General features: G+C 66.6%; 22 protein-coding genes. 15 read left to right on the top strand and 7 right to left on the bottom strand.

The features are described from left to right. The first annotated feature begins 9 nt into the window (after positions 1 to 9). Positions 10 to 330, top strand: a complete 321-nt coding sequence (locus BKA16_RS10255) for a putative quinol monooxygenase (RefSeq protein ID WP_183370553.1) — start codon at positions 10 to 12, stop codon at positions 328 to 330. 233 nt (positions 331 to 563) lie between these two features. Further along, positions 564 to 2,300: a sigma-54-dependent Fis family transcriptional regulator gene (locus BKA16_RS10250; RefSeq protein WP_183370552.1), complete on the top strand. Its 1,737-nt coding sequence runs from the start codon at positions 564 to 566 to the stop codon at positions 2,298 to 2,300. Positions 2,301 to 2,336: 36 nt separating this feature from the next. On the opposite strand, the gene BKA16_RS10245 is transcribed toward BKA16_RS10250, so the two are convergent. From BKA16_RS10245 to mca, 4 genes are all read right to left on the bottom strand, one after another. Next, entirely contained in the window at positions 2,337 to 3,455 is a 1,119-nt protein-coding gene (locus BKA16_RS10245) for a 3-deoxy-7-phosphoheptulonate synthase (protein WP_183370551.1), read from the bottom strand. A 269-nt stretch (positions 3,456 to 3,724) separates the two neighbouring features. Beyond that, complete coding sequence (locus BKA16_RS10240; protein WP_183370550.1) at positions 3,725 to 5,722, bottom strand: thioredoxin domain-containing protein; 1,998 nt, start codon at positions 5,720 to 5,722, stop codon at positions 3,725 to 3,727. An 89-nt stretch (positions 5,723 to 5,811) separates the two neighbouring features. Next, a complete protein-coding gene (locus tag BKA16_RS10235) occupies positions 5,812 to 6,108 on the bottom strand; it encodes a hypothetical protein (RefSeq protein WP_183370549.1) in 297 nt (98 codons plus the stop codon). Next, positions 6,105 to 6,956 carry a mycothiol conjugate amidase Mca gene (gene mca / locus BKA16_RS10230; protein ID WP_183372999.1) on the bottom strand — a complete coding sequence of 284 codons (852 nt, stop codon included), beginning with the start codon at positions 6,954 to 6,956 and terminating at the stop codon, positions 6,105 to 6,107. The genes BKA16_RS10235 and mca overlap by 4 nt, the downstream gene beginning before the upstream one ends. Positions 6,957 to 7,034: 78 nt before the next feature. On the opposite strand from mca, the gene BKA16_RS10225 reads away from it, so the two are divergent. The 3 genes from BKA16_RS10225 (at position 7,035) to greA (ending at position 8,831) form a co-directional block, all read left to right on the top strand. Further along, the gene (locus BKA16_RS10225; protein WP_183370548.1) at positions 7,035 to 7,493 is read left to right on the top strand and encodes a DUF4307 domain-containing protein; all 459 of its coding nucleotides are present in this window, start codon (positions 7,035 to 7,037) and stop codon (positions 7,491 to 7,493) included. Next, positions 7,490 to 8,242 carry a queuosine precursor transporter gene (locus BKA16_RS10220; protein ID WP_183370547.1) on the top strand — a complete coding sequence of 251 codons (753 nt, stop codon included), beginning with the start codon at positions 7,490 to 7,492 and terminating at the stop codon, positions 8,240 to 8,242. Before BKA16_RS10225 ends, BKA16_RS10220 begins: the two co-directional genes overlap by 4 nt. Before the next feature lie 97 nt (positions 8,243 to 8,339). Then, positions 8,340 to 8,831: a transcription elongation factor GreA gene (gene greA / locus BKA16_RS10215; protein WP_183370546.1), complete on the top strand. Its 492-nt coding sequence runs from the start codon at positions 8,340 to 8,342 to the stop codon at positions 8,829 to 8,831. A gap of 92 nt (positions 8,832 to 8,923) precedes the next feature. Here greA and BKA16_RS10210 read toward each other — a convergent pair whose 3' ends face one another. Then, positions 8,924 to 9,295 carry a helix-turn-helix domain-containing protein gene (locus tag BKA16_RS10210; RefSeq protein ID WP_343067359.1) on the bottom strand — a complete coding sequence of 124 codons (372 nt, stop codon included), beginning with the start codon at positions 9,293 to 9,295 and terminating at the stop codon, positions 8,924 to 8,926. 134 nt (positions 9,296 to 9,429) lie between these two features. Here BKA16_RS10210 and BKA16_RS10205 point away from each other — a divergent pair, with 134 nt between their 5' ends. Together BKA16_RS10205 and BKA16_RS10200 are read left to right on the top strand one after the other, a co-directional pair. Further along, entirely contained in the window at positions 9,430 to 9,927 is a 498-nt protein-coding gene (locus BKA16_RS10205) for an SRPBCC family protein (RefSeq protein WP_183370544.1), read from the top strand. Between the two features lie 165 nt (positions 9,928 to 10,092). Next, complete coding sequence (locus BKA16_RS10200; RefSeq protein WP_343067358.1) at positions 10,093 to 10,965, top strand: DUF559 domain-containing protein; 873 nt, start codon at positions 10,093 to 10,095, stop codon at positions 10,963 to 10,965. A 61-nt stretch (positions 10,966 to 11,026) separates the two neighbouring features. Here the strand turns inward: BKA16_RS10200 and BKA16_RS10195 are convergent, their stop codons facing one another. Together BKA16_RS10195 and BKA16_RS10190 are read right to left on the bottom strand one after the other, a co-directional pair. Next, positions 11,027 to 12,169: a cystathionine gamma-synthase gene (locus BKA16_RS10195; protein ID WP_183370543.1), complete on the bottom strand. Its 1,143-nt coding sequence runs from the start codon at positions 12,167 to 12,169 to the stop codon at positions 11,027 to 11,029. Continuing rightward, positions 12,169 to 13,575: a cystathionine beta-synthase gene (locus BKA16_RS10190; RefSeq protein WP_183370542.1), complete on the bottom strand. Its 1,407-nt coding sequence runs from the start codon at positions 13,573 to 13,575 to the stop codon at positions 12,169 to 12,171. Before BKA16_RS10190 ends, BKA16_RS10195 begins: the two co-directional genes overlap by 1 nt. A 119-nt stretch (positions 13,576 to 13,694) precedes the next feature. On the opposite strand from BKA16_RS10190, the gene BKA16_RS10185 reads away from it, so the two are divergent. The 8 genes from BKA16_RS10185 (at position 13,695) to BKA16_RS10150 (ending at position 21,869) form a co-directional block, all read left to right on the top strand. After that, on the top strand, positions 13,695 to 14,915 hold the full coding sequence (locus tag BKA16_RS10185) for an acetyl-CoA C-acetyltransferase (protein ID WP_183370541.1): 1,221 nt from the start codon (positions 13,695 to 13,697) through the stop codon (positions 14,913 to 14,915). Between the two features lie 470 nt (positions 14,916 to 15,385). Further along, positions 15,386 to 16,015, top strand: coding sequence for an MspA family porin (locus tag BKA16_RS10180; protein ID WP_183370540.1), 630 nt, complete (start codon positions 15,386 to 15,388; stop codon positions 16,013 to 16,015). Positions 16,016 to 16,049: 34 nt separating this feature from the next. After that, a complete protein-coding gene (locus tag BKA16_RS10175; protein WP_183370539.1) occupies positions 16,050 to 16,694 on the top strand; it encodes an MspA family porin in 645 nt (214 codons plus the stop codon). Between the two features lie 68 nt (positions 16,695 to 16,762). Continuing rightward, a complete protein-coding gene (locus BKA16_RS10170; RefSeq protein WP_183370538.1) occupies positions 16,763 to 18,040 on the top strand; it encodes a competence/damage-inducible protein A in 1,278 nt (425 codons plus the stop codon). Between the two features lie 181 nt (positions 18,041 to 18,221). Beyond that, complete coding sequence (locus tag BKA16_RS10165) at positions 18,222 to 18,866, top strand: ABC transporter permease subunit (protein ID WP_183370537.1); 645 nt, start codon at positions 18,222 to 18,224, stop codon at positions 18,864 to 18,866. Continuing rightward, the gene (locus tag BKA16_RS10160) at positions 18,863 to 20,080 is read left to right on the top strand and encodes an ATP-binding cassette domain-containing protein (protein ID WP_183370536.1); all 1,218 of its coding nucleotides are present in this window, start codon (positions 18,863 to 18,865) and stop codon (positions 20,078 to 20,080) included. Before BKA16_RS10165 ends, BKA16_RS10160 begins: the two co-directional genes overlap by 4 nt. Next, positions 20,077 to 20,865, top strand: coding sequence for an ABC transporter permease (locus BKA16_RS10155; RefSeq protein ID WP_183370535.1), 789 nt, complete (start codon positions 20,077 to 20,079; stop codon positions 20,863 to 20,865). The genes BKA16_RS10160 and BKA16_RS10155 overlap by 4 nt, the downstream gene beginning before the upstream one ends. Beyond that, a complete protein-coding gene (locus tag BKA16_RS10150; RefSeq protein ID WP_183370534.1) occupies positions 20,862 to 21,869 on the top strand; it encodes a glycine betaine ABC transporter substrate-binding protein in 1,008 nt (335 codons plus the stop codon). Before BKA16_RS10155 ends, BKA16_RS10150 begins: the two co-directional genes overlap by 4 nt. The last annotated feature ends 54 nt before the right edge of the window (positions 21,870 to 21,923 follow it).

Below are 21,923 nucleotides of genomic sequence, written 5' to 3'. Positions count from 1 at the left end.
GGAGCAGCCATGATCTTCATCGTCGTCCGATTCAAGGTGAAGGACGAGCACGTCGACGGTTGGCTCGACCGCACCCGGCCCTTCACCGAAGCGACCCGCGGCGAACCCGGGAATCTCTGGTTCGACTGGTTCCGCAGCACCGACGACCCGTCGGAGTTCGCCCTCGTCGAAGCCTTCGCCGACGGTGACGCCGGAGGCGCGCACGTCAACGCGCAGCACTTCAAGGACGGCCTCGACGCGATGCGCCCGGCACTGAAGGAGACCCCGCGGATCATCAGCCGCGAGGTCGACGGCGACGGGTGGTCGGAGATGGGCGAGTTGCAGGTCTGACCTGTCGATCCTGCCGCGCTGAGGGCGGGGTGGTGAAGATGATTCCCCGGAAGTCTTCACCGCCCCGCCCTCAGCACTGTTCTCTGTCCAGCCCGGCCTCGAACCACCGGGCGAGAACACACCACAGAGCATTGACCCACGCGAGGATCGTCTCAGAGTGAGACACCCCAGCGTGACTTACGTCATAATCTAGAGGAGGACGGCCCAAGCCCAGTCGTCTGAAAGAGAGAACCATGCCTGAACTCGATCTCACCGCGGTCCGATACCGCTTTCTCTCGGAAGAGGCGCTGTCGAGCGGTGTGCGCGAATCGATCTTCAACTCGTGGCGAAGATCCAAAGCCATGGAGGTGTCGGTCGATCCGGTCGACCTGCCGTTCATCCGGGAGCCCGAGCTCGACAGTCCCCTCGTCCAGGCCGCACGTCCGATCATGCGTCGACTCGCCGAAGGGCTCGAGGCCGAACCGGTCAGCGCCATCCTCACATCCGACGACGGTGTCGTCCTCAGCCGGGCCGGCGCCGTCGGGCGCCTCGGCCGCGACCTCGACACCGTCCACCTCGCACCCGGATTCAGTTATTCGGAGAGCTCGGTCGGCACCAACGGCATCGGGACCACACTCGAGACGAGGAAGCCGACGCTCGTCGTCGGCGCCGAACACTACCGGGAGTCGCTCGTCGACCTCGCGTGCGCCGGTGTGCCCATCGTCGACCCGACGAGCGGACGCCTGTTGGGTGTCCTCGACCTGACCGGCCGCATCGAGCACGGCGGCGGTCTCATGATGACGCTCGCATTGTCGGCCGCCAAACAGATCGAGGATCGTCTCCTCGAGTTCAGCGGCACCGTGCAGTCGGCGCTTCTGCAGGCCTACAACGTCGCCTGCCGCCGACACGTCGGCACCATGGTCCTCGCGGTGAGCGACGATCTCGTCCTGATGAATCAGCGGCTCCGTCGGACCATCGAGTCGACCGACCAGTCGGCGCTGATCGAGCACGCCGTCGACGCCACGTCGACGGCGACCCGCTCGACTGTCGACGAACTCCCCAGCGGGATCACGGTGCGAATCACACGAGTCGACACGATCGAGACGATGGATGCGGCGGCCCTGTTCACCGTGCACGTCGTGGAGGCCGCGGCCACGCGGCCGAACGTCCGCCGAGTCCCGGTGTCGCTCCCCGGCATGGTCGGTCGGAGCTCCATGTGGCGGCAGACCTGCTCGGATCTGCTGCGCGCGCTGGAGACATCGCAGTGGGCGGTCGCCGCGGGCGAACGCGGCACCGGCCGATGCTCGGCGCTCAAGGCCGCCGCCGAGGTCCACCGATCCGGTCACGTCCGCGTGTTCGCGCCGGAACATCTGTCCACCGGGGACGGGTTGGTCGAACTCGCCGACGAGCTCGACCACGAGGGCTTCAACATCGTGCTCCGCGATATCGACACCCTCGACGCCGACACGGTCGAGCACATCGCGGCGCTCGTCTCGGACAAGGTCGACGACGGGTGGCTCGGCATGACCGCCGACATCAGCGACGGTGACACGACCCTCGACACCGTGCTTCTGCCGATGTTCATGCGGACCATCGGCGTCCCGTCGCTGCGATACCGCGTCGAAGACCTCCAGGACCTCGTCCCCCTGCTCCTACGGCGCCTGACGCGCGGCGACGACGTGAGCATGTCGCCGGCCGCGATGCGTCAGCTCGCCAAGTACGGATGGCCCGGGAACGTCGCCGAGCTCCGGAACATACTCGCGATGGTGGTCCGACAGCAGCGAGCAGGGGTGATCGAGGTCGATCAGCTGCCGCCGGTGTGCCGGACCTTCGGCCGGCACACACTCTCGCAGATGGAGGCGCTCGAACGGGACGCCATCGTCCGAGCACTCACCGAGAACGACTACAACAAGCGCGCGGCCGCCGAGTCCCTCGGTCTGAGTCGCGCCACGATCTACCGCAAGATCAAACAGTTCTCGATCGCGACGTGACCGCAGCGCGCGCCATCGGTCACCGCGGGTCGTCAGTCACCGAGCGGCTCGAGCCAACGCCTGGAGCACGTCGACGCTGGCGTCCCAGCCCATGCACTTGTCGGTGACCGATTTGCCGTAGACGAGGGCGGCGCGGCCGTCGGCGTCGGACGGCACGGGCTGGTTGCCGGGCTCGATGAAGCTCTCCAGCATCACGCCGGACAGACGGACCGGCTCGCCCGCGGCCCGTCGTGCGGCGAACTCGTTCGCCACCTCGACGGCCACGACCGCCTGGCGCTCGTGGTCCTTGCCCGAGTTGGCGTGCGAGCAGTCGACCATCACCTTCGGCGACTGTCCGGCGTTCGCCAGTGCGGCGACGGCCGCGGTGACCGAGGCGGCATCGTAGTTCGGCCCGGGGGTGCCGCCGCGCAGGATGATGTGGCAGTCCTCGTTGCCCGAGGTCTGCACCACGGCGCCGCGCCCGGCGTCGTCGACGCCGAAGAACACGTGCGGGGCGGCCGCGGCCTGCGCGCCGTCGATGGCCACCTGCACGTTGCCGTCGGTGCCGTTCTTGAAGCCGATCGGCATCGACAGCCCCGACGCCAACTGGCGGTGCACCTGCGACTCGGTGGTACGTGCGCCGATCGCGCCCCAGGCGACGGTGTCGGCGATGTACTGCGGGCTGGTCGGCTCCAGGAACTCACAGCCGACGGGCAGCCCGAGGTCGATCACGTCGAGCAGCAGTCGGCGCGCCGTACGCAGACCGCGCTCCACGTCGTAGGTCTCGTCCATGCCCGGATCGTTGATCAGGCCCTTCCATCCGACGGTGGTGCGCGGCTTCTCGAAGTACACGCGCATCACGATCTTCAGGGTGTCGGCGTATTCGGCGGCCAGCGGTGCCAGACGCCGCGCGTAGTCGAGGGCGGCCTCGGGGTCGTGCACCGAGCACGGCCCGACGACGACGATCATCCGGTCGTCGCGGCCGGCGATGATCGCGGCGATCTCCTCGCGGTCGCGGGCCACGACCTCGGCGCGACGGTCGGTCAGCGGGAGTTCGGCCAGCAACTCGCGCGGCGACGGAATCGGCGAGAATGCGACCACCCGCCGGTCGGACGTCGCGGTACTGGTTGCTTCGGGAGTCGTGATGGTCACGGGTTGTCGCCTTTCGGTGCGCATATCGCGGGGTATCTGATCTACCGGCGCCGTATCCGAAACGCTTCACTGTGCGTGATCCATCCCGGAAACGACAGAAGCAGCGACCGAGTGGTCACTGCTTCAGGCTCCGGGTCTTCGACGCGCGTATTACCGCTTCATCGCAGGCTCACCCGGAGCCTGGATAAAGAACCGCCAATACGAGGTGTTGGACACGTCGTCGACGGTAGCACCGCGCCGACGACGTGTCGAATGCACCCCCGTCCACCGCCCGGAACCGCCGCCGCACCGTGTCACCGCAAGCGCGCTCCGTCGACATCGGTGACCGGCAGGTCGCACACCTGGCCTCGGCATACGTAGGCGGCGTCGCGGAGACGGCCGCCGGTGGGGACGGGACCGCGCCCGGTCAGCAGCGGCTGAGAGTCCTGTTCACCCGCGATCACCAGCACGCCGCCGGGCGCACGACGCCGCAGCCGAGCGGCCATCGCTCCGTCGCTGTCGGGGGCCTGGGCCACCCCGATCTGCAGCGGGCCGGCCACGTACGTCTGAGCCACCGTCAGCCAGTGTCCGGCCGATCGGGGAGCCTTGGCCAGGACGATGCCCGCGCGCGAGAGAGTCGCGGCGGCGAGATCGGCGTACCGGGACTGCGCGTCGAGGTCGGCGACGGCGGTGGCGGCGACGAGCGCCTCGGCCATGAGTGACGCCCCGGCCGGGGTCGCGCCGTCGACCGGATCGCGAGGGCGCAGGAGCAGGTCCGCGCGCGGATGCGCGTCGAACCAGGCACCGGGCTCATCGTCGGCGAACACTTCGATCGCACGGTCGCAGATCTGCAGTCCGGCTGTGCGCCATCGGTCTTCGCCGGTCACCGAGTGCAGGGTCAGCAGTGCCGTGACCAGCGCCGCGTAGTCGTCGAGCGCTCCGAGCGGCACACCGACCTCACCGTCGAGCGAAGACCGTCGCAGATCGCCGTCCACCAGGTGCAGGTCGAGCAGGCCCGCGGCGGTCTGTCGCGCGCGGTCGATCCAGTCGGGCCGATCCAGGCCGGCTCCGGCCTCGGCGAGCGCGGTGATCGCGAACGCGTTCCAACCGGTCACCACCTTGTCGTCGCGGTCGGGCTGCGGTCGCCGCGCACGGACCTCCCGGAGTCGGACGCGAACCGACTCGTATCGGTCCATGTCGTCGGGGTCGCGCAGGAGTTGCAGCGTCGACGCTCCGTGCTCGAACGTTCCGCCCGCGGTCACTGTGAAGGTCTGCGCCGCCCACTGCGCATCGTCGCCGAGGATCTGAGCGAACTCGTCGGGCGTCCACACGTAGGTGAGTCCCTCGACGCCTTCGGTGTCGGCGTCCAACGACGATGCGTAGCCGCGGCCGGTCCACAGCTGCTCATCGAGGAAGGCGACCGTCTCCTGTGTGACTCGCAGGGCCAGCGGGTCGCCGGTGCGGCGGGCCAGGTGCGCGTAGGCGCGCAGTAGGAGGCCGTTGTCGTACAGCATCTTCTCGAAGTGCGGCACCACCCAGGCCGCATCGACGGCGTACCGCGCGAAACCGCCTGCCAGCTGGTCGTAGACTCCGCCGCGGGCCATCGCATGCAGCGTTCGGGTCGCGACGTCGAGAGCGGTCTGGTCGTCGGTGTACTCGGCGGCGCGGATCAGCCCTTCGAGGATGTTCGACGGCGGGAACTTCGGCGCCCCGCCGAACCCTCCGTGCACCTGGTCTTCGTCGGCCGCGATCGCGGCGACGGCGTCGGCGAGCAGTTGGACGTCGAGCGGCGGACCGTCGGGCAGATTCTGTGCGGTGGCACGCAGGTGCTCGGTGATCTTTCCCGCTGCGACGTCGACCTCGTCGCGGCGGGTGGTCCACGTCCCGGTCACCGCGTCGAGCAGTTCGCCGAAGCCGGGCTGCCCGTTCCGTGCGTGCGGCGGGAAGTAGGTGCCGCAGTAGAACGGGTCTCCGTCCGGGGTGAGGAAGCAGGTCATCGGCCAGCCGCCCTGGCCGGTCATCGCGACAGTCGCGGCCATGTAGATCGCGTCGATGTCGGGGCGTTCCTCGCGGTCGACTTTGACGCACACGAAGCCCGAGTTCATCCGCGCGGCGAGCTCGGCGTTCTCGAAGCTCTCGTGCGCCATGACATGGCACCAGTGGCAGGCGGCGTAGCCGACACTGAGCAGGATCGGCACGTCCCGTTCACGGGCCTGCGCGAACGCCTCGTCGCCCCACTCCTGCCAGTGCACCGGATTGTCCGCATGCTGTCGCAGGTACGGAGACGTGGACTGTCCGAGACGATTCGCCATTACTCCAGCGTGCCACGGAGGTGGTCGGCCCACGGACTACCCGTCGTCATCATCCCGGGTCGAGCGGCGCCGTTCAGCCACGAATGCGCCTACGACGATCCCCCTGCATCCGATTTCGACTCGGTCTCGCCGGGGTCCGGTTCATCGGCCGCTGACGCCTCGGTGCCCTCGTCGAAGGCTTGATCGGCTTCGGGATGATCGGTGTCGAAACTCTCTGGAAGCTTCTTGAGCTGACGATTCATCGAGCGGATCAGCAGGAACACCGCGACGAGCAGCACGATGATGATGAGAAGCCCCAGGGGCGACGCCTTGCCGAACTCGGGGCCCTTGGGCTCCTGATCGGCCGCCAGCACCACCGCGCTGCTCGCCCATGCTGACAGACTCATACCTGCTCGATTCCCGCGAAGAGGTCGGTCTCGGGGATCGACGTCTTCACCCTCGTCTGGGCCAACTCGAACTCCTCGGTCGGCCACATCTCCCGCTGCCACTCCAGCGGCACCGCGAAGAAGAATCCGTTCGGGTCCACCTGGGTGGCGTGGGCGCGGAGCGCGTCATCGCGCTGACCGAAGTAGTCGCCGCAGGTGACCTGGGTGGTCACTCGCGCCATCAGATCGCCCTGGTCGGTCCTCCACTTGCTCAGCCATTCGGCGAACGGGTTCTCCCGGCCCTCGGCGTCGAAGGCCTCGGCGAACCGCTTGATGCGGGCACGAATGAATCCGTGCGTGTAGTACAGCTTCAGCGGAGTCCACGGCTCGCCGGCGTCCGGGTACTGCTCGGCATCGCCTGCGGCGTCGAACGCCGCGACCGAGACCTCGTGGCAGCGGATGTGGTCTGGATGCGGATAGCCGCCGTTCTCGTCGTAGGTGATGATCACGTGCGGCCGGAACGAACGGATCACTTCGACGAGACGGCCGGTCGACTCCTCGAGCGGCACCAGTGCGAAACAGTCCTCCGGCAGGGGCGGCATCGGATCGCCCTCGGGCAGACCGGAGTCCATGTAGCCGAGCCAGTGGTGTTGCACGCCCAGTGCGGCCGCGGCCTTCGCCATCTCCTCGCGTCGCACCTCCGGCAGATTCTCCAGCACGCCCGGACGGTCCATCGCCGGGTTGAGCACGTCGCCGCGCTCGCCGCCCGTGAGGGTCACGACCATCACGTCGTGTCCCTCGGCGGCGTACTTCGCCAAGGTCGCGGCCGCCTTACTCGATTCGTCATCGGGATGTGCGTGCACGGCCATGAGACGCAGACCGTTCGCGTGTTCGCTCACGCTTCCTCACCTTCGCTCGCTGTTAGTACTCATGGTAGGTATTGACACGTGAGCAGTTCAGACGGGGGCGGCATCGGCCCCACCCCGCACAGCGGTCCCCGCGCGACATATCCGACCGAACAGACTCCATCGAGCAGGAAACGATGGTTCTACGTGCTCTCGATCGGCGTCGTTGTGATCGGAGTCGCCATCGCGTATTTCGCGTACGACCGATTCGCCGATCCGGCGGTGTCGGGCGACGCGACCGCCTTCGAGATCGTGTCGTCGGACACCGTGTCGGTGCAGTACACGGTGAACCGGGCCGATCCCGACGAGGCCGTCGCCTGCGTCGTGCGCGCCCGCAATCAGGACGGCGCCGAGGTCGGTCGCCGCGAAGTCCTCGTGCCCGCGGGCGGCGAGACGCAGGTCGGCGCCAAGACCGAGGTGCACACGTCGGAACCCGCCGTCATCGGTGAGGTCTTCGGCTGCAGCACATCCGTTCCCCCGTATCTGAAGCCCGCCGCATGACCACCACCGTCGGGCGCGCCGTCTTCGCGCGCATCTCCAGCCCGTACTTTCCGATTCTGACCGCGTTGTTCGTCGGCATCATGCTGATCAGCAACATCGCGGCGACCAAGGCCGTCGTGCTGTTCGACGGCTGGCTGCACTTCGACCTCGGACCGCTGCACGTCAACGGACTGGTGACCGACGGCGCGTTCTTCATGTTCCCGCTCAGCTACGTGATCGGCGACGTGATCAGCGAGGTGTACGGCTTCCGGGCGATGCGTCGCACCGTCGCGGCGGGCTTCGTCGTGATCCTGCTCGCCTCGCTGTGCTTCTGGATCGCCATCAAACTGCCCGCCGCCGACTTCTACGACGGCCAGTCGTCGTTCGACACCGTCCTCGGGTCGGTTCCGCAGATCGTCGCCGCCGGCCTTGCCGGCTACGTCGTCGGCGAGCTGCTGAACTCGTACGTGCTGGTCAAGATGAAGGAACGAGCCGGCGAGCGACACCTGTGGGCACGTCTGATCTCCTCGACCGTCGTCGGCGAGTTCTTCGACACGCTGGTGTTCTGCTCCATCGCGGCCACGGCGATCGGCATCAGCACATGGTCGGACTTCATCAACTACGTGGTGATCGGTTTCGTGTGGAAGACCCTCGTCGAAGTGGTTGTCATGCCCATCACGTATGCGGTCGTGGGTTTCCTCAAACGGGCCGAGCCGTCGTATCGTGAGGCTCTGATGAACGGCGACCACACTTCGCCGCGTGTGCCTTGAACCACACGAACTGATATGATGAACGGCGCACGACCTCGCGAGAGGTCGTGCTGCTGCATTTAGAGCAGTCCATTCGCGGACAGCAAAGGAGACCACGATGACTGATTCCCAGGTGACCTGGTTGACGCCCGAGTCGTACGACCGCCTGAAGGGTGAGCTGGATTCGCTGATCGCGAATCGCCCAGTCATTGCCGCCGAGATCAATGAGCGTCGTGAAGAAGGCGACCTCAAGGAGAACGGCGGCTACCATGCAGCCCGTGAGGAGCAGGGACAGCAGGAGGCGCGCATTCGCCAGCTGCAGGATCTGCTGAACAACGCCAAGGTCGGCGAGGCGCCGACTCAGTCGGGCGTCGCCCTTCCGGGCTCGGTCGTCACCGTCTACTACGACGGCGACGAGTCCGACAAGGAGACCTTCCTGATCGCCACACGCGAAGAGGGGTCGTCCAGCGACCTCGAGATCTACTCGCCGAGTTCCCCGCTCGGTGCGGCGATCATCGACGCGACCGTCGGCGAGAGCCGCAGCTACACGGTGCCGAGCGGCGCCACGGTCACGGTCACGCTCGTCAGCGCTGAGCCGTACCACTCCTGACAGACACGCCGAAGCGGCGGCATCGGACTCTCATCCGGTGCCGCCGCTTCGGCGTCTACGAGTGGCGTCTACGAGTCACGTCTACGACGTGATTACGCGCCGTCGCCGAACTGTCGCTCCAGCAGGTCGCGCAACTGCACCTCGACCGCGGACAATTCGATACGCGAAGTCTGTTCGGCAGAGCGGAGCGCGACGGGCGACCGCAGATCCGGCAACAGGTAGGCGGGCGGCACGTCGAGCGCTCGCGCAAGCCGATACACGGTGGACAGCACCGGATCGGACACCCGGAGCCCACCGTTGCCCGTGCCCCGCTCGAGGTTCGAGATCTGATTGCGGTGCAGACCCGCGCGCTCGGCGAGATCTTCTTGGGAGTACTTCCTGATCTTGCGGATCACGACGAGACGATGTCCCAGCGAGTGCGCGTACGTGCCCCACTCCAGAGGTTCCCAACGCGTCTCGTCCACACCGTCAACCCTGCTGTATGCACACATCAATGTCCGCACACATCTGTGTGAATATTGTTGTGGCAGAAGCCGATCGCGCGATCGACCCCAGTCAGGACCGGTCCGGCGCCGTCACGGGCACTACACTGCGCGGCATGACATACGATCTCGCACCCTTCGACGAGCAGTTCTACGACACCGCTCCCATGCGCTACCAGATCGACGTGGCGCTGCCCGTCGCATCGGAGACGGCGTGGGCGGAGTTCACTCGGCAGAACACACTCGACTGGTGCCGAGCACTGACGTCGGTCACCTTCACCTCACCCGAGCCGCACGGTGTCGGCACGACGCGCTCGGTGGTCCTCGCACCCGGCGTCGTCAAGATGGACGAGGAGTTCTTCATCTGGGACGAGGACCCGGCGACCTCGACCTACCGCCACGGATTCCGCGGCATACGCGCCAACATCCCCGGCCTGCGCAGGTTCGGCGAGTACACCGAGGTCTCACCGGCCGACCACGGGTGCAGACTGATTTGGAAGTTCGCGATGGAACTCGGCGGCGCCGGTCTGCCGTCGTTCCTGTCCTCCCCCATCGCCAACGGCGCTTTCGGCACCGTCGAGACGGACACGATCAGGCACTTCTCGAAGGTCTGATCGGGGCCTGTCTGCATTTCGGCACTCGAAACGACCGCCACGGTCGTTTCGAGTGCCCGACTGCGAACAGTCGAGCCGACACACCCGGGATGCACGCGACGGAACCGGATCGGCAGTCGTCGCGTCTGACTGAGTATGGGGGACAACGATTCGACAGCAGTGAAGGTGGCGCGATTTCTCGCGGCTCACGACGGAGTCATCACGACCGGACAGGCCGGGTCGCTGGGGATGACCAGACGTCAGGTCTACCGCAAGACCTCATCGGGACTGTGGGCCTCGCGGGGCCCGTCGGTTCATCTGTCCGCGGAACACCCGATGTCGGATATGGCCGCGATCCGGATAGCCGTGGCGTCGCACGGCGGTGTCGCAGATCGAACGTCGGCCGCCTGGCTCCACGATCTGATCGATCGACCCGGCACCCGGGTCAGCCTGTCGGTGCCGAGGTCGGCGCACGGCAGCAGAGGCTGCAGCATCCCGACACAGATCCGTCGGCGTACGTTCCCCGCCGAGGATCTCACGAGCGTGCACGGCGTCGACTCGGTCGCACTGCCTCTCACTGTTCTCATGGTCGCGGCCGAACGCGACGACGGAGTGGAGATCATGGATCGGACTCTGCAACGACGCCTGGTCACACTGAAACAATTGCACGCGGCCCTCGATCGGAACTGCGGCGCACACGGTATGGCTGCGGCGCGCACGATCCTGGCAGCGGCCGACGACGTCTCCGAGTCCGAATTGGAACGCAAGTTCGTCCGGTTCCTGCGCCGGCACGGAATCACCGGATGGAGGCAGCAGGTCGAGTTCGGCCCCTACCGACTCGACTTCGTCTTCCCGGAGCACCGGATCGCCGTGGAGTTGCACGGCTGGGCGTTCCACCACGACTACGACCGCTGGGAACGCGACCAGAAGGTCACCAACGCGCTGGTCAACGCCGACTGGCTGCCGCTGATCTTCACGTGGAAACGACTCATGCAGGAGCCCGACGAGGTGCTCCGCGAGCTGCAGACGGCGATGGAACTCCGGGAGAACGTCGACTGAGACGACTTGGGCACTCGAAACGACCTCTACGGTCGTTTCGAGTGCCCGAGTACGAACAGACTCAGCGCAGCGCCTGGTCGACGTCCGCGAGGAGGTCGTCGACGTCCTCGATGCCGACGGAGAGGCGGACCAGGTTGTCCGGGACCTCCAGCAGGGAGCCCGCGGTGGACGCGTGGGTCATGGCGCCCGGGTGCTCGATCAGCGACTCGATGCCGCCGAGTGATTCGGCGAGCGTGAACACCTCGGTCTTCGCGCAGAAGTCGAGCGCGGCCTGACGGCCACCGGCCAACTGCACAGAGATCATCCCGCCGAATCGACGCATCTGCGAGGCCGCGGTCGCGTGACCGGGGTGCCCCTCCAGCCCCGGGTACAGCACGCTGTCGATCGCCTTGTGCGCCGAGAGGAACTCGACCAGCTTCTCCGCGTTGTCGCAGTGGCGGTCCATGCGCACCGACAGCGTCTTGATGCCGCGCATCGTCAGGTACGCGTCGAACGGTCCAGGCACCCCGCCGGAGCCGTTCTGCAGGAACGCGATGTCGGCGTCGGTCTGCTCGTCGTTCGTGACGATTGCGCCGCCGACGACATCCGAGTGGCCACCCAGGTACTTGGTGGTCGAGTGCAGTACGACGTCGGCCCCCAGCGACAGCGGCTGCTGCAGGTACGGGGTGGCGAACGTGTTGTCGACGACGAGCCGAGCACCGCCGGCGTGGGCGACGTCGGCCAGCTTCGCGATGTCGCCCACGTTGAGCAGGGGGTTGGTGGGGGTCTCGATCCACACCAGTCGTGTCTGCGGGGTCATCGCCGCGGCGACGGCGTCCGGATCGACGACCGGTGCCACCGAATAGGTGATCCCCCACTCGGTGAACGCCTTGTCGATCAGGCGGAACGTGCCGCCGTACGCATCGTTCGGGATGACGATGTGATCACCGGGGCGCAACGCGGCGCGCAGCGTCGCGTCGGTCGCCGCCATACCCGAGGAGAACCCCCGGCCGTAGGCGCCGCCCTCGATGGCTGCCATGTTCGCCTCGAGCGCACGGCGGGTGGGGTTGCCGGTACGCGCGTACTCGAACCCGTCGCGCATGCCGCCGACGCCGTCCTGCGCGAAGGTCGAGCTCGCGAAGATCGGCACGTTGACGGCGCCGGTCCGCGGATCGGGGTCCCAGCCCGCATGGATCGCCTTGGTCGAGAAGCCGTGGTCGGTCATCAGTCCTCCTGCGCGGGAATCGGGTGGGTGCTCGCGAATGCGAGAAGGTCGTGGCGGGTGATCACGCCGACGGGCTTGCCCTCTTCGATCACCATGAGCGCGTCGGACTCGCTGAGCGCCTTCATCGCGGCGGAGACCGGTTCGCCCGCGCCGATCAGGGTGAACGGGACGCCCATGTGCTTGGACACCGGGTCGGCCAGGCTCGCTCGGCCTTCGAAGACCGCCGAGAGCAGATCGCGCTCGTTCACCGCACCCGCGATCTCGCCCGCCATGATCGGCGGTTCCGCGCCGACGACCGGCATCTGCGAGACCCCGTACTCGCGGAGGATCTCGATGGCGTCGCGGATCGTCTCCTGCGGGTGCGTGTGGACCAGGTCGGGCAGCGAACCCGACTTTCCCCGCAGCAGATCGCCGACGGTCGACTCCGGCACCGCACCGCCGCCGAGCGGGGTGCGCAGGAAGCCGTAGCTGCTCATCCAGTCGTCGTTGAAGATCTTCGACATGTAGCCGCGGCCGCCGTCGGGCAGCAGCACGACGACGACGGCGTCGGGCCCCTCGCGTTCGGCCACTTCGAGAGCGGCGACGACGGCCATGCCGCACGACCCGCCGACGAGCAGCCCCTCTTCGCGGGCCAGGCGACGGGTCATGTCGAACGAATCGGCATCGCTCACGGCGATGATCTCGTCGGGAACGGTCGGGTCGTACGCATCCGGCCAGAAGTCTTCACCGACGCCTTCGACGAGGTACGGACGACCGTCGCCGCCGGAGTACACCGAGCCCTCCGGGTCGACGCCGACCACGGTGACCGCGCCGCCGGAGATCTCCTTCAGGTAGCGACCGGTGCCGGTGATGGTGCCGCCGGTGCCGACGCCCGCCACGAAGTGCGTCACCGTGCCGTCGGTGTCTCGCCAGATCTCCGGGCCGGTGGTCTCGTAATGCGAGAGCGGGCCGTTCGGGTTGGCGTACTGGTTGGGCTTCCACGCGCCGTCGATCTCACCCACGAGGCGGTCGGACACGTTGTAGTAGCTGTCCGGGTGCTCCGGCGGGACCGCGGTCGGGCAGACGACGACCTCGGCGCCATAGGCGCGCAACACGTTCCGCTTGTCTTCGGCCACCTTGTCGGGACAGACGAACACGCACTTGTAGCCGCGCTGCTGGGCGACCAGCGCCAACCCGACACCGGTGTTGCCGGACGTGGGCTCGACGATGGTGCCACCGGGTTTGAGCTCGCCCGCCGCTTCCGCGGCGTCGATCATACGAGTGGCGATGCGGTCCTTGGAGCTGCCGCCCGGGTTGAGGTACTCGACCTTCGCCGCCACCAGACCCGCGCCCGGCTTGACGACCGAGTTGAGCTTGACGAGCGGGGTGTTTCCGACCAGGTCGACGACGTGATTGGCGATGCGCATGCCTCCATGTTCGCATTTTCAGCGAACAGGCACCCGGTCGACCCGCGCAGTACGCAAAACTCCCGACTGCATCCGGCGAACAAAAGCCGACCGCTTGTAACAAGCATATGCTTGGTCGCATGACTGAAGCTGTGATTGTTGCAACCGCCCGCTCCCCCATCGGCCGCGCCGGAAAGGGCTCCCTGGCGAGCCTCCGACCGGACGAGATGGCTCGTCAGATGATCGCGACGGCACTGGCCAAGGTGCCCGAGCTCGACCCGTCGCTCGTCGAGGACATCCATCTCGGCATCGGGCAGCCCGGAGGTCAGGGCGGCTACAACATCGCCCGTAGCGTCGCAGTTCAGCTCGGCTACGACCACATCCCCGGCGTCACGGTGAACCGCTACTGCTCGTCGTCGGTGCAGACCACACGCATGGCACTGCACGCGATCAAGGCCGGCGAGGGCGACGTCTTCATCTCGGGCGGCGTCGAGAGCGTCTCGAGCATGGGCGTCTCAGGTGGCGCCGACGGCCTGCCGAACTCCAAGAACCCGCTGTTCGACGACGCGCAGGCCCGGACCGCGAAGGCCGCCGAGGGCGGCGCGGGAGTCTGGCACGACCCCCGCGAGGACGGCCTGATCCCCGACGTCTACATCGCGATGGGACAGACGGCCGAGAACGTCGCGTCGTACACGGGCATCTCCCGGGAGGATCAGGACCGGTGGGGAGTCCTCTCCCAGAACCGAGCCGAGAAGGCGATCACGGACGGCTTCTTCGCCCGCGAGATCGATCCGTTGACCCTGGCCGACGGCACCGTCGTCTCGGCCGATGACGGCCCCCGCGCCGGCACCACGTACGAGAAGATCTCGCAGCTGAAGCCCGTCTTCCGCCCCGACGGCACCGTCACCGCGGGCAACGCCTGCCCGCTGAACGACGGCGCGGCCGCCCTGGTCGTCATGAGCGACACCAAGGCCAAGGAGCTGGGCCTCAAGCCGCTCGCCCGGATCGTCGCGACCGCGGCCACCGGTCTGAGCCCGGAGATCATGGGTCTCGGCCCGATCGAGGCCGTGCGCAAGGTCCTGCGCGTGGCCGGTATGAGCATCGGCGACATCGACCTCACCGAGATCAACGAGGCGTTCGCCGTGCAGGTCCTCGGCTCGGCCGCCGAACTGGGCATCGACCACGACAAGCTGAACGTCTCGGGCGGCGCCATCGCTCTCGGCCACCCGTTCGGCATGACCGGCGCACGTATCACCACCACCCTGCTGAACAACCTCACCACGCACGACGGGCAGTTCGGTCTCGAGACCATGTGCGTCGGCGGCGGCCAGGGCATGGCGATGATCCTCGAGCGCCTGTAGACACCGCGGAGTCACATCGCGAGGACGGATCCGGTTCGCCGGGTCCGTCCTCTGCTATGCGGGGCACAGACGTGCCGTCGCGATTTGACGATCGCTTCGGCGCCCGAAAAACCGAGGACATCCAACTGAATATTTCCGAACCTGATGCTCGTCGGATGGCCGATCCACTGCTCGAAAAGTGTTGAGCCCACGTCGGTGACGACCGAAACCCTCAAGTACGGGTCCGCAGTTTTCTGCTCGGCGGCGCATAACCTTGCGAACAGCAATCCGACTTTTCGCCCAAATCGCCTGATCGAATGATTCACTTACTTGACAGTCAGGTTAAATCTGTGCCAACTCTGAGGATTCCTTCAGGTTATTCACGTCTCATGCGCGTTTTTCTATTCGCAAATGAGGGTGCCCTCCGTTACAGTTCCACCCGGGAAACCATACGAATGTTCTAACCCTCCCCGTCTTAGTAGGAGACCTGAATGAGCAAGAAGGCCACAACGATCGCGCGCCGTGTCGCAGCGGTCGCCGCTGTCTCGGCAGTGGGCGCCGCCGGTCTGATGATCAACGCGGGCGACGCCGACGCAGCGCGCCTCCCCAGCGGCAGCAAGACCTCCACCGGCATCGACGGCCAGGTCGTCAAGATCAGCCGCTCCGGCGAGAGCGCCCGCGCGCTCCACTCGGTCGCCAACAACGGTGCCGGCCGCTCGGCAGCGGTGTCGGGCACCTACTCGGCCAAGCTCAGCAAGGGCACCGGCAGCCTGAAGGTGGGCTACCTGGTCGGCTGCCAGATCAACATCGCGGGACTGTCGGGCGGAATCGGCGCGACGATCAGCGCTGCGCCGTCACTTAGCGGCTCGCTGACCGTTCCGCTGGAGCCGGGTCAGGTCGCATTCGTGTCGGGCGACAGCCTCTCGCTGAAGAAGGGCCACGGCACCGTCATGGTCGACAACTTCAACATCAACGTCGAGGGCTGCGGCGGCTACGCCTCGGCGCGCTCGGTTGTCCAGGTCCTCGCGGCCGACGGCCTCTCGACCGACGACGACACGATCACCGCCACCAGCGGTTACGTCCAGTCCAGCCTGTACGGCAAGCCGTTCAGCCTCAACTGACCTCCCGACGACTTACTGCACAAGGACTACTGACATGAAGAAGAACTCCCGCATCGTCGCCGGTGCCGCCGTAGTCGGCGCCGCACTCATCGCCGCAGGCGGCACCACCGCCATGGTCGGCCACGCCGACGCAGGCAAGCTGCCGGGCGGCTACGTCTCGAAGAACCTGGGCGATGGCAACAGCGTCCAGATCCGACTGTACGACGAGTCGGTCACCCGTTCGCGCGCCGTCACCAACATCGCGACCAGCCGCGAGGCATGGGTCTCCGGCAAGATCGCCATCAACACCAAGGGTGACGTCAAGGGCGGCACCGTTACCGCCGGATACCAGGTCGGCTGCCAGCTGACCTTCGGTGCAGGTGCCGACGGCGGCGTCAAGGTCACGCCGGACGCCTCAGGTGGAGCCGCCGCCGATCCGAGCGCAGGTGCCAACTTCAAGCTCGGCCCCGGCGACAGCGCTTTCAAGCCGATCATCAACGTGGCAGCGAGCGACGGCAGCACGCTGAGCAGCATCAGCTTCTCGAACGGCCGCGGCGGCCTCGCCTACAGCCAGGAGCGCTTCGGCGTCGACGGCTGCGCCGGCTACGCCTCGGCTCGCGCGATCGTGAAGGTCCAGGTCTCGACCGACACCTTCAAGGGCAACGTCACCATGTACGGCAAGCCGTTCAGCATCGGCTGACACGTCTCGATTCCACCCGAGGAGCGGTGGGACTGAACCTCGATCCCCGTACGCGTACTCTCGAATCCGTGAGTACACGTGCGGGGATCGTCGTTACGGGCACCGAAGTCCTGAGTGGTTGGATCTCCGATCGGAACGGGCCGTGGGTGTCACAGCGGCTCCGCGAGACGGGCGTCGAGGTGGCGCATCTCACCGTATGCGGCGATCGCCCGGACGACCTCCTCGCGCAACTGTGCTTCCTCGCCGACCAGAAGGTCGACCTCATCGTAACCACGGGTGGTCTCGGCCCCACGGCCGACGATCTGACGGTCGCCACCGTCGCCGAATTCAGCGGCCGCGACGTGGTACGTGACGCCACGATGGCACAGACCATCGAATCGGTGATCCGCAACTGGCGCAAGTACTCCGACGACCTCCCGTCGTCGATCGTGGCCTCGATCGAGAAACAGGCGTTGATTCCCGAAGGCGCCGAGGCGATTCCGCCGACCGGCACCGCCCCGGGCGTAGCCGTTCCGGCAACCGACGAACTGCCCGCCGTCCTCGTTCTGCCCGGTCCCCCGCGCGAACTCCGCTCCATGTGGCCGGCGGCCATGCAGACCGGCCCCGTCGTACGGGCGCTCACCGATCGTGTGCCCGCGATACTGCAGACCATTCGCGCATACGGTCTGTCCGAGCCGGATCTGGCCGTCTCACTGACCGAGGCCCAGAAGACCGTCGACGGATTCGACTCGCTCGAGATCACGACGTGCATGCGCGGCGGCGAACTGGAGATCAGCACGCAGTTCACCGAGAACGCCGCCTCCGCCTACGATGCGCTGGCCGCTTTCCTCGTCGAACGGCACAGCGACCGCATCTACGCCACCGATGGTTCGCAGATCGACGACCTGCTGATCGCAGGCCTGGCCGGGCGGACCATCGTGACTGCGGAGTCGTGCACGGGTGGTCTCGTCGCCGCACGCCTCACCGACCGTGCGGGATCGTCTGCGTACATGCTCGGTGGGGTCGTCTCGTACTCGAACGACGTGAAGACCGGCGCGATCGACGTGCCCGCCGAGATGATCGCCGAGCACGGCGCCGTCAGTGAGCAGGTGGCCCGGGCGATGGCCGAGGGCGTCGCCGCCCACCTGCACGCCGATGTCGCGATCTCGACCACCGGGATCGCGGGCCCCGGCGGAGCGGTGCCGGGCAAGCCGGTCGGCACCGTGTGCATAAGCATCGCCGTCGCCGGACGGAAGACGATCACCGTGACCAGACACTTCCGCGGCGACCGACGACAGGTCCGTGAACTGACCGTCGACGCGGCGATGCACCTGGCCGTCGACGCACTCGCCGACGCGACTCGCTAGAACCGGCCGACTTCTGCTCACCACGATCGGAACCCTGGGGCTCCCACCTCGGATCGCGTAAACATACGTGCACCGTATGCATAAGTCGGGTTCGCGCCCGGCTTCGACCGAGAAGTGGACCCAGAATGACCGACAGAACACCGGCGCTCGACCGCCGACGCAGCATCCGGCGACGCGCGACGTGAGCCTCTGGAATTACCTTCAGGGGCGCCAGGGCACCATCGCCTTCTTGTCGTATCAGCACGCCTCGCTCGCCTTTCAGACCGTGCTCGTCGGCTCGGTCATCGCGATCGCCCTGGCACTGCTCGTGTACCGGTTGCCACTCGGCTCCGCGTTGACGATCACCGCCAGCCGCATCGCCCTCACCATTCCTACACTCGCGCTGCTCGCGCTGCTGATCATTCCGTTCGGCCTGGGCGTCGTACCGTCGTTCATCATGCTCGCCTTCTTCGCAACCATGCCCGTCATCGGCAATGCGATCGTCGGGCTCCGTTCGGTCCCGCCGAACGTGATCGAAGCGGCCCAGGGCATCGGCTTCTCCCGCTGGCGGATTCTGCTGACCGTCGAACTGCCGCTCGCCTGGCCCGTGATCCTGACCGGTATCCGCGTGTCGACACAGATGATCGTCGGCGTCGCGGCGATCGTGGCTTACGTGCTCGGTCCGGGACTCGGCTCGCTGATCTTCAACGGCCTCGCTCGACTGGGCGGTGCGAACGCGTTGGAGATGGCGCTGACTGGAACCGTCCTCATCGTCCTCATCGCTCTGATCTTCGATGCTCTGCTGGTCCTTCTCGGACGGCTGACCATTCCGAGAGGAATCCAATGACCACCGACACCGATACCGCCGGGTCGTCGATTCGACTCGAACGCGTACGCAAACAGTACAAACGACAAGACGGGCCGGCGGTCGACGACCTGGATCTGACGATCGAGGCCGGCGAGATCGTGGCCTTCGTGGGCCCATCCGGCTGCGGTAAGACCACTACGCTGAAGATGATCAACCGCCTCGTCGAACCGACGAGCGGACGCATATACATCGGCGATCGGGACGTGACCGACGAGGATCCCGACCGACTGCGCCAGTCCATCGGCTACGTGATTCAATCGGGCGGCCTGTTCCCCCACTGGACTGTCGAACGCAACATCGGCGCGATCCCCCGAGTCCTGGGCTGGGACAAGGCCACGATCGCTCAACGCACTGAAGAGCTGCTTCGCCTCGTGGGCCTGGACCCCGACGAGTTCGGAGACCGGCTGCCCAAGGACATGTCCGGCGGTCAGCAACAGCGCGTAGGCGTCGCCCGTGCGCTGGCCGCCGACCCGCCGGTACTCCTCATGGACGAGCCGTTCAGCGCAGTCGACCCGATCACCCGCGTCCGCTTGCAGGACAGTCTGATCGAGATCCAGAAGAAGGTCGGCAAGACGATCGTGATCGTCACTCACGACTTCGAGGAGGCCACCAAGCTCGGTGACAAGGTGGTGATCTTCTCCAAGGGCGGACATGTCGAGCAGTACGGGACCCCGGCCGAGATCCTGGCCAACCCGGCCACAGACTTCGTCAAGGAGTTCATCGGCTCCGGCGCAACGCTCGCCCAACTGACACTCACCCGAGTCAAGGACGTCGAGTTGGAGGCGGTCACGACGGCGACGGTCAACGAACCGTCTGAGGTCGTCGTCGATCGCGCACGCGTCGCGTCCAGCAGTTGGGTCGTCGTGGTCGACGAGCGAGGACGACCGCGGGCGTGGCCGTCGGTCGAAGAGATCGCATCGGTGCCGCTGGTGTCGGCCTACGTCGACACCCGACTCCCGGTGGTAGCCCCTTCGTCGACGCTGCAAGACGCACTCGACGTGATGCTCGCGGCCAACCAGGGCGGCGCCCTGGTCACCAACGGTGAGGGCACCCTGATCGGCTGGCTGCGCATCGGCCGCGTGATCGATATCATCCGCGGCCAACTCGACGAGGCACAACCCGACGAGATCGGCTACACCGAGTACGCCGCGACCGAAGGCGGCCAGACGGCGACGGACGGCGGTGCGCCATGACCGCTCAGGCGCAGGCCCTCGAACGGCCACCGGCCAGGGCGACAGCATGGTCGTGGTTACGACGACTGCCGATCGACGTCTGGCTGGAACCGCTGATCATCGTGATACTCGGGGCGGGCTTTCTCATCTGGCACGCCGCGACCGACTTCACTGCCAACGAGTCCGCACAGCTGAACTCTTCAGTCCTGATCGACACGGTTATCGCGCACGTGAAGCTCACCGCGGTGGCCGCGATCATCGTGCTCGCGATCGCGATTCCCCTCGGGATCCTTCTCACCCGCCCGTCGATGAAGCGACTCACGCCCATCGCGGTCGGCCTCGGAAACATCGGTCAGGCCGCCCCCGCGGTCGGCCTGCTCGTTCTACTCACATTCGCAATCGGCACCGGGTTCCGGACCGCGGTGCTCGGCCTCATCGTCTACGCGGTGCTACCGATCCTGCAGAACACGATCGCAGGCCTCCGTCAAGTGGACCAGCACCTCGTGGAGGCTTCGCGGGGTATCGGATATTCGGCTCGACGCACGCTCTTCCAGGTGGAGTTGCCGCTCGCGGTACCGGTGATCCTCAACGGCGTGCGCACCGCGCTGGTGATCCTGGTCGGCACGGCGACCCTGAGCACCTTCATCGGCGCCACGAGTCTGGGCACACTGATCACGACCGGAATCACAGTCTTCTTACCCAAAGTTCTGATCGCCGGAGCGGTACTCGTCGCCCTGCTCGCGTTGATCGTCGACTGGATCGGCCGGTTGGTCGAGTACTTCGCCACGCCGAAGGGAATGCGATGAGTAGATCGATTCGAAGGCACCGGCCCCCGACTGCTTTCCCCCTCGCGCTCGTCGGCGTACTCATGATCGCGGTGCTCGGCGGCTGTGGTCTGATCAGTTCGTCCGGAACTCTGCACAGCGCGCGCCTGCCGAACGGGAAGGAGCCGCTTCACGGCGCGAGTATCACCGTCACCTCGAAAGCCTTCACAGAGCAGGTGATCCTCGGCAAGATCGCCGGCACGTATCTGGCGGCGGCGGGTGCCGATGTCAAGGACATGACCGGAGCACCGGGGGCTGCGTCGTCGCGCCAGGCGCAGCTTCGCGGCGAGACCGACGTGCAGTGGGAGTACACCGGTACGGGATGGGTGGTCTATCACGAGCGAACCGAAGCGATCAGCGATCCGACCGAGCTGTGGGAGAAGGTCCGCGACATCGAGGCGAAGGACAACGATCTCGCGTGGCTCCCGCCGTCGTCGTTGAACAACACTTACGCCTTCGCGGCATCGGAGGAAACGGCGAAGCGCACCGGCGTCTCGACGCTGTCGGACGTCGCCGCACTGCCCGTGGACCAGCGGACCTTCTGCATCGACGATGAGTTCTTCAGTCGTTCGGATGGCTTCCTGCCCATGCTCAAGGCGTACGGCATTCCGTTCGACTCCGAAGAGGGTGTCCCGCAGCGCAACGTGACCCGCATGGACTCCGGCGTCATCTACACTGCTACGGCGAAAGGCTCGCCGTGCAACTTCGGCATGGTCTTCTCCACAGACGGCAGGATCCCGAACCTGGATCTCAAAGTGCTCGAGGACGACCGCAAGTACTTTCTGCCGTACAGCGGCAGTGTCGTGGTCCGGCAGTCGGTACTTGACGCACACCCGCAGATCGCCGATCTGATGGAGACCATCTCGAGTCGACTCAACGACGACGTGATGCGCGAGCTCAACGGCCGGGTCGACATCGACGGCGAAGATCCGGGCGACGTCGCCTTCGACTGGTTGGTCAGTGAAGGACTCGTGAAGCCCGACTGATTCCTCGAAAAGGCCCGGCCGCCACAGTGGAGACTGCGGCGGCCGGGCCATTGT

The sequence above is a fragment of the Gordonia humi genome, from assembly GCF_014197435.1.
Taxonomy (GTDB): domain Bacteria; phylum Actinomycetota; class Actinomycetes; order Mycobacteriales; family Mycobacteriaceae; genus Gordonia; species Gordonia humi.
The sequence above is the reverse complement of the archived record's forward strand: the minus strand, read 5'-3'. Positions and strand labels throughout refer to the sequence as shown.

Bases quoted from the DNA above. Each gene is read 5' to 3' on its own strand.
- BKA16_RS10180 (WP_183370540.1), top strand. From the start codon at position 15,386: ATGAGCAAGAAGGCCACAACGATCGCGCGCCGTGTCGCAGCGGTCGCC.
- BKA16_RS10245 (WP_183370551.1), bottom strand. From the start codon at position 3,455: ATGCGCACCGAAAGGCGACAACCCGTGACCATCACGACTCCCGAAGCA.
- BKA16_RS10235 (WP_183370549.1), bottom strand. From the start codon at position 6,108: ATGAGTCTGTCAGCATGGGCGAGCAGCGCGGTGGTGCTGGCGGCCGAT.
- BKA16_RS10240 (WP_183370550.1), bottom strand. From the start codon at position 5,722: ATGGCGAATCGTCTCGGACAGTCCACGTCTCCGTACCTGCGACAGCAT.
- BKA16_RS10250 (WP_183370552.1), top strand. From the start codon at position 564: ATGCCTGAACTCGATCTCACCGCGGTCCGATACCGCTTTCTCTCGGAA.
- mca (WP_183372999.1), bottom strand. From the start codon at position 6,956: ATGGCCGTGCACGCACATCCCGATGACGAATCGAGTAAGGCGGCCGCG.
- BKA16_RS10175 (WP_183370539.1), top strand. From the start codon at position 16,050: ATGAAGAAGAACTCCCGCATCGTCGCCGGTGCCGCCGTAGTCGGCGCC.
- BKA16_RS10220 (WP_183370547.1), top strand. From the start codon at position 7,490: ATGACCACCACCGTCGGGCGCGCCGTCTTCGCGCGCATCTCCAGCCCG.
- BKA16_RS10150 (WP_183370534.1), top strand. From the start codon at position 20,862: ATGAGTAGATCGATTCGAAGGCACCGGCCCCCGACTGCTTTCCCCCTC.
- greA (WP_183370546.1), top strand. From the start codon at position 8,340: ATGACTGATTCCCAGGTGACCTGGTTGACGCCCGAGTCGTACGACCGC.
- BKA16_RS10185 (WP_183370541.1), top strand. From the start codon at position 13,695: ATGACTGAAGCTGTGATTGTTGCAACCGCCCGCTCCCCCATCGGCCGC.
- BKA16_RS10160 (WP_183370536.1), top strand. From the start codon at position 18,863: ATGACCACCGACACCGATACCGCCGGGTCGTCGATTCGACTCGAACGC.
- BKA16_RS10205 (WP_183370544.1), top strand. From the start codon at position 9,430: ATGACATACGATCTCGCACCCTTCGACGAGCAGTTCTACGACACCGCT.
- BKA16_RS10190 (WP_183370542.1), bottom strand. From the start codon at position 13,575: ATGCGCATCGCCAATCACGTCGTCGACCTGGTCGGAAACACCCCGCTC.
- BKA16_RS10255 (WP_183370553.1), top strand. From the start codon at position 10: ATGATCTTCATCGTCGTCCGATTCAAGGTGAAGGACGAGCACGTCGAC.
- BKA16_RS10155 (WP_183370535.1), top strand. From the start codon at position 20,077: ATGACCGCTCAGGCGCAGGCCCTCGAACGGCCACCGGCCAGGGCGACA.
- BKA16_RS10195 (WP_183370543.1), bottom strand. From the start codon at position 12,169: ATGACCGACCACGGCTTCTCGACCAAGGCGATCCATGCGGGCTGGGAC.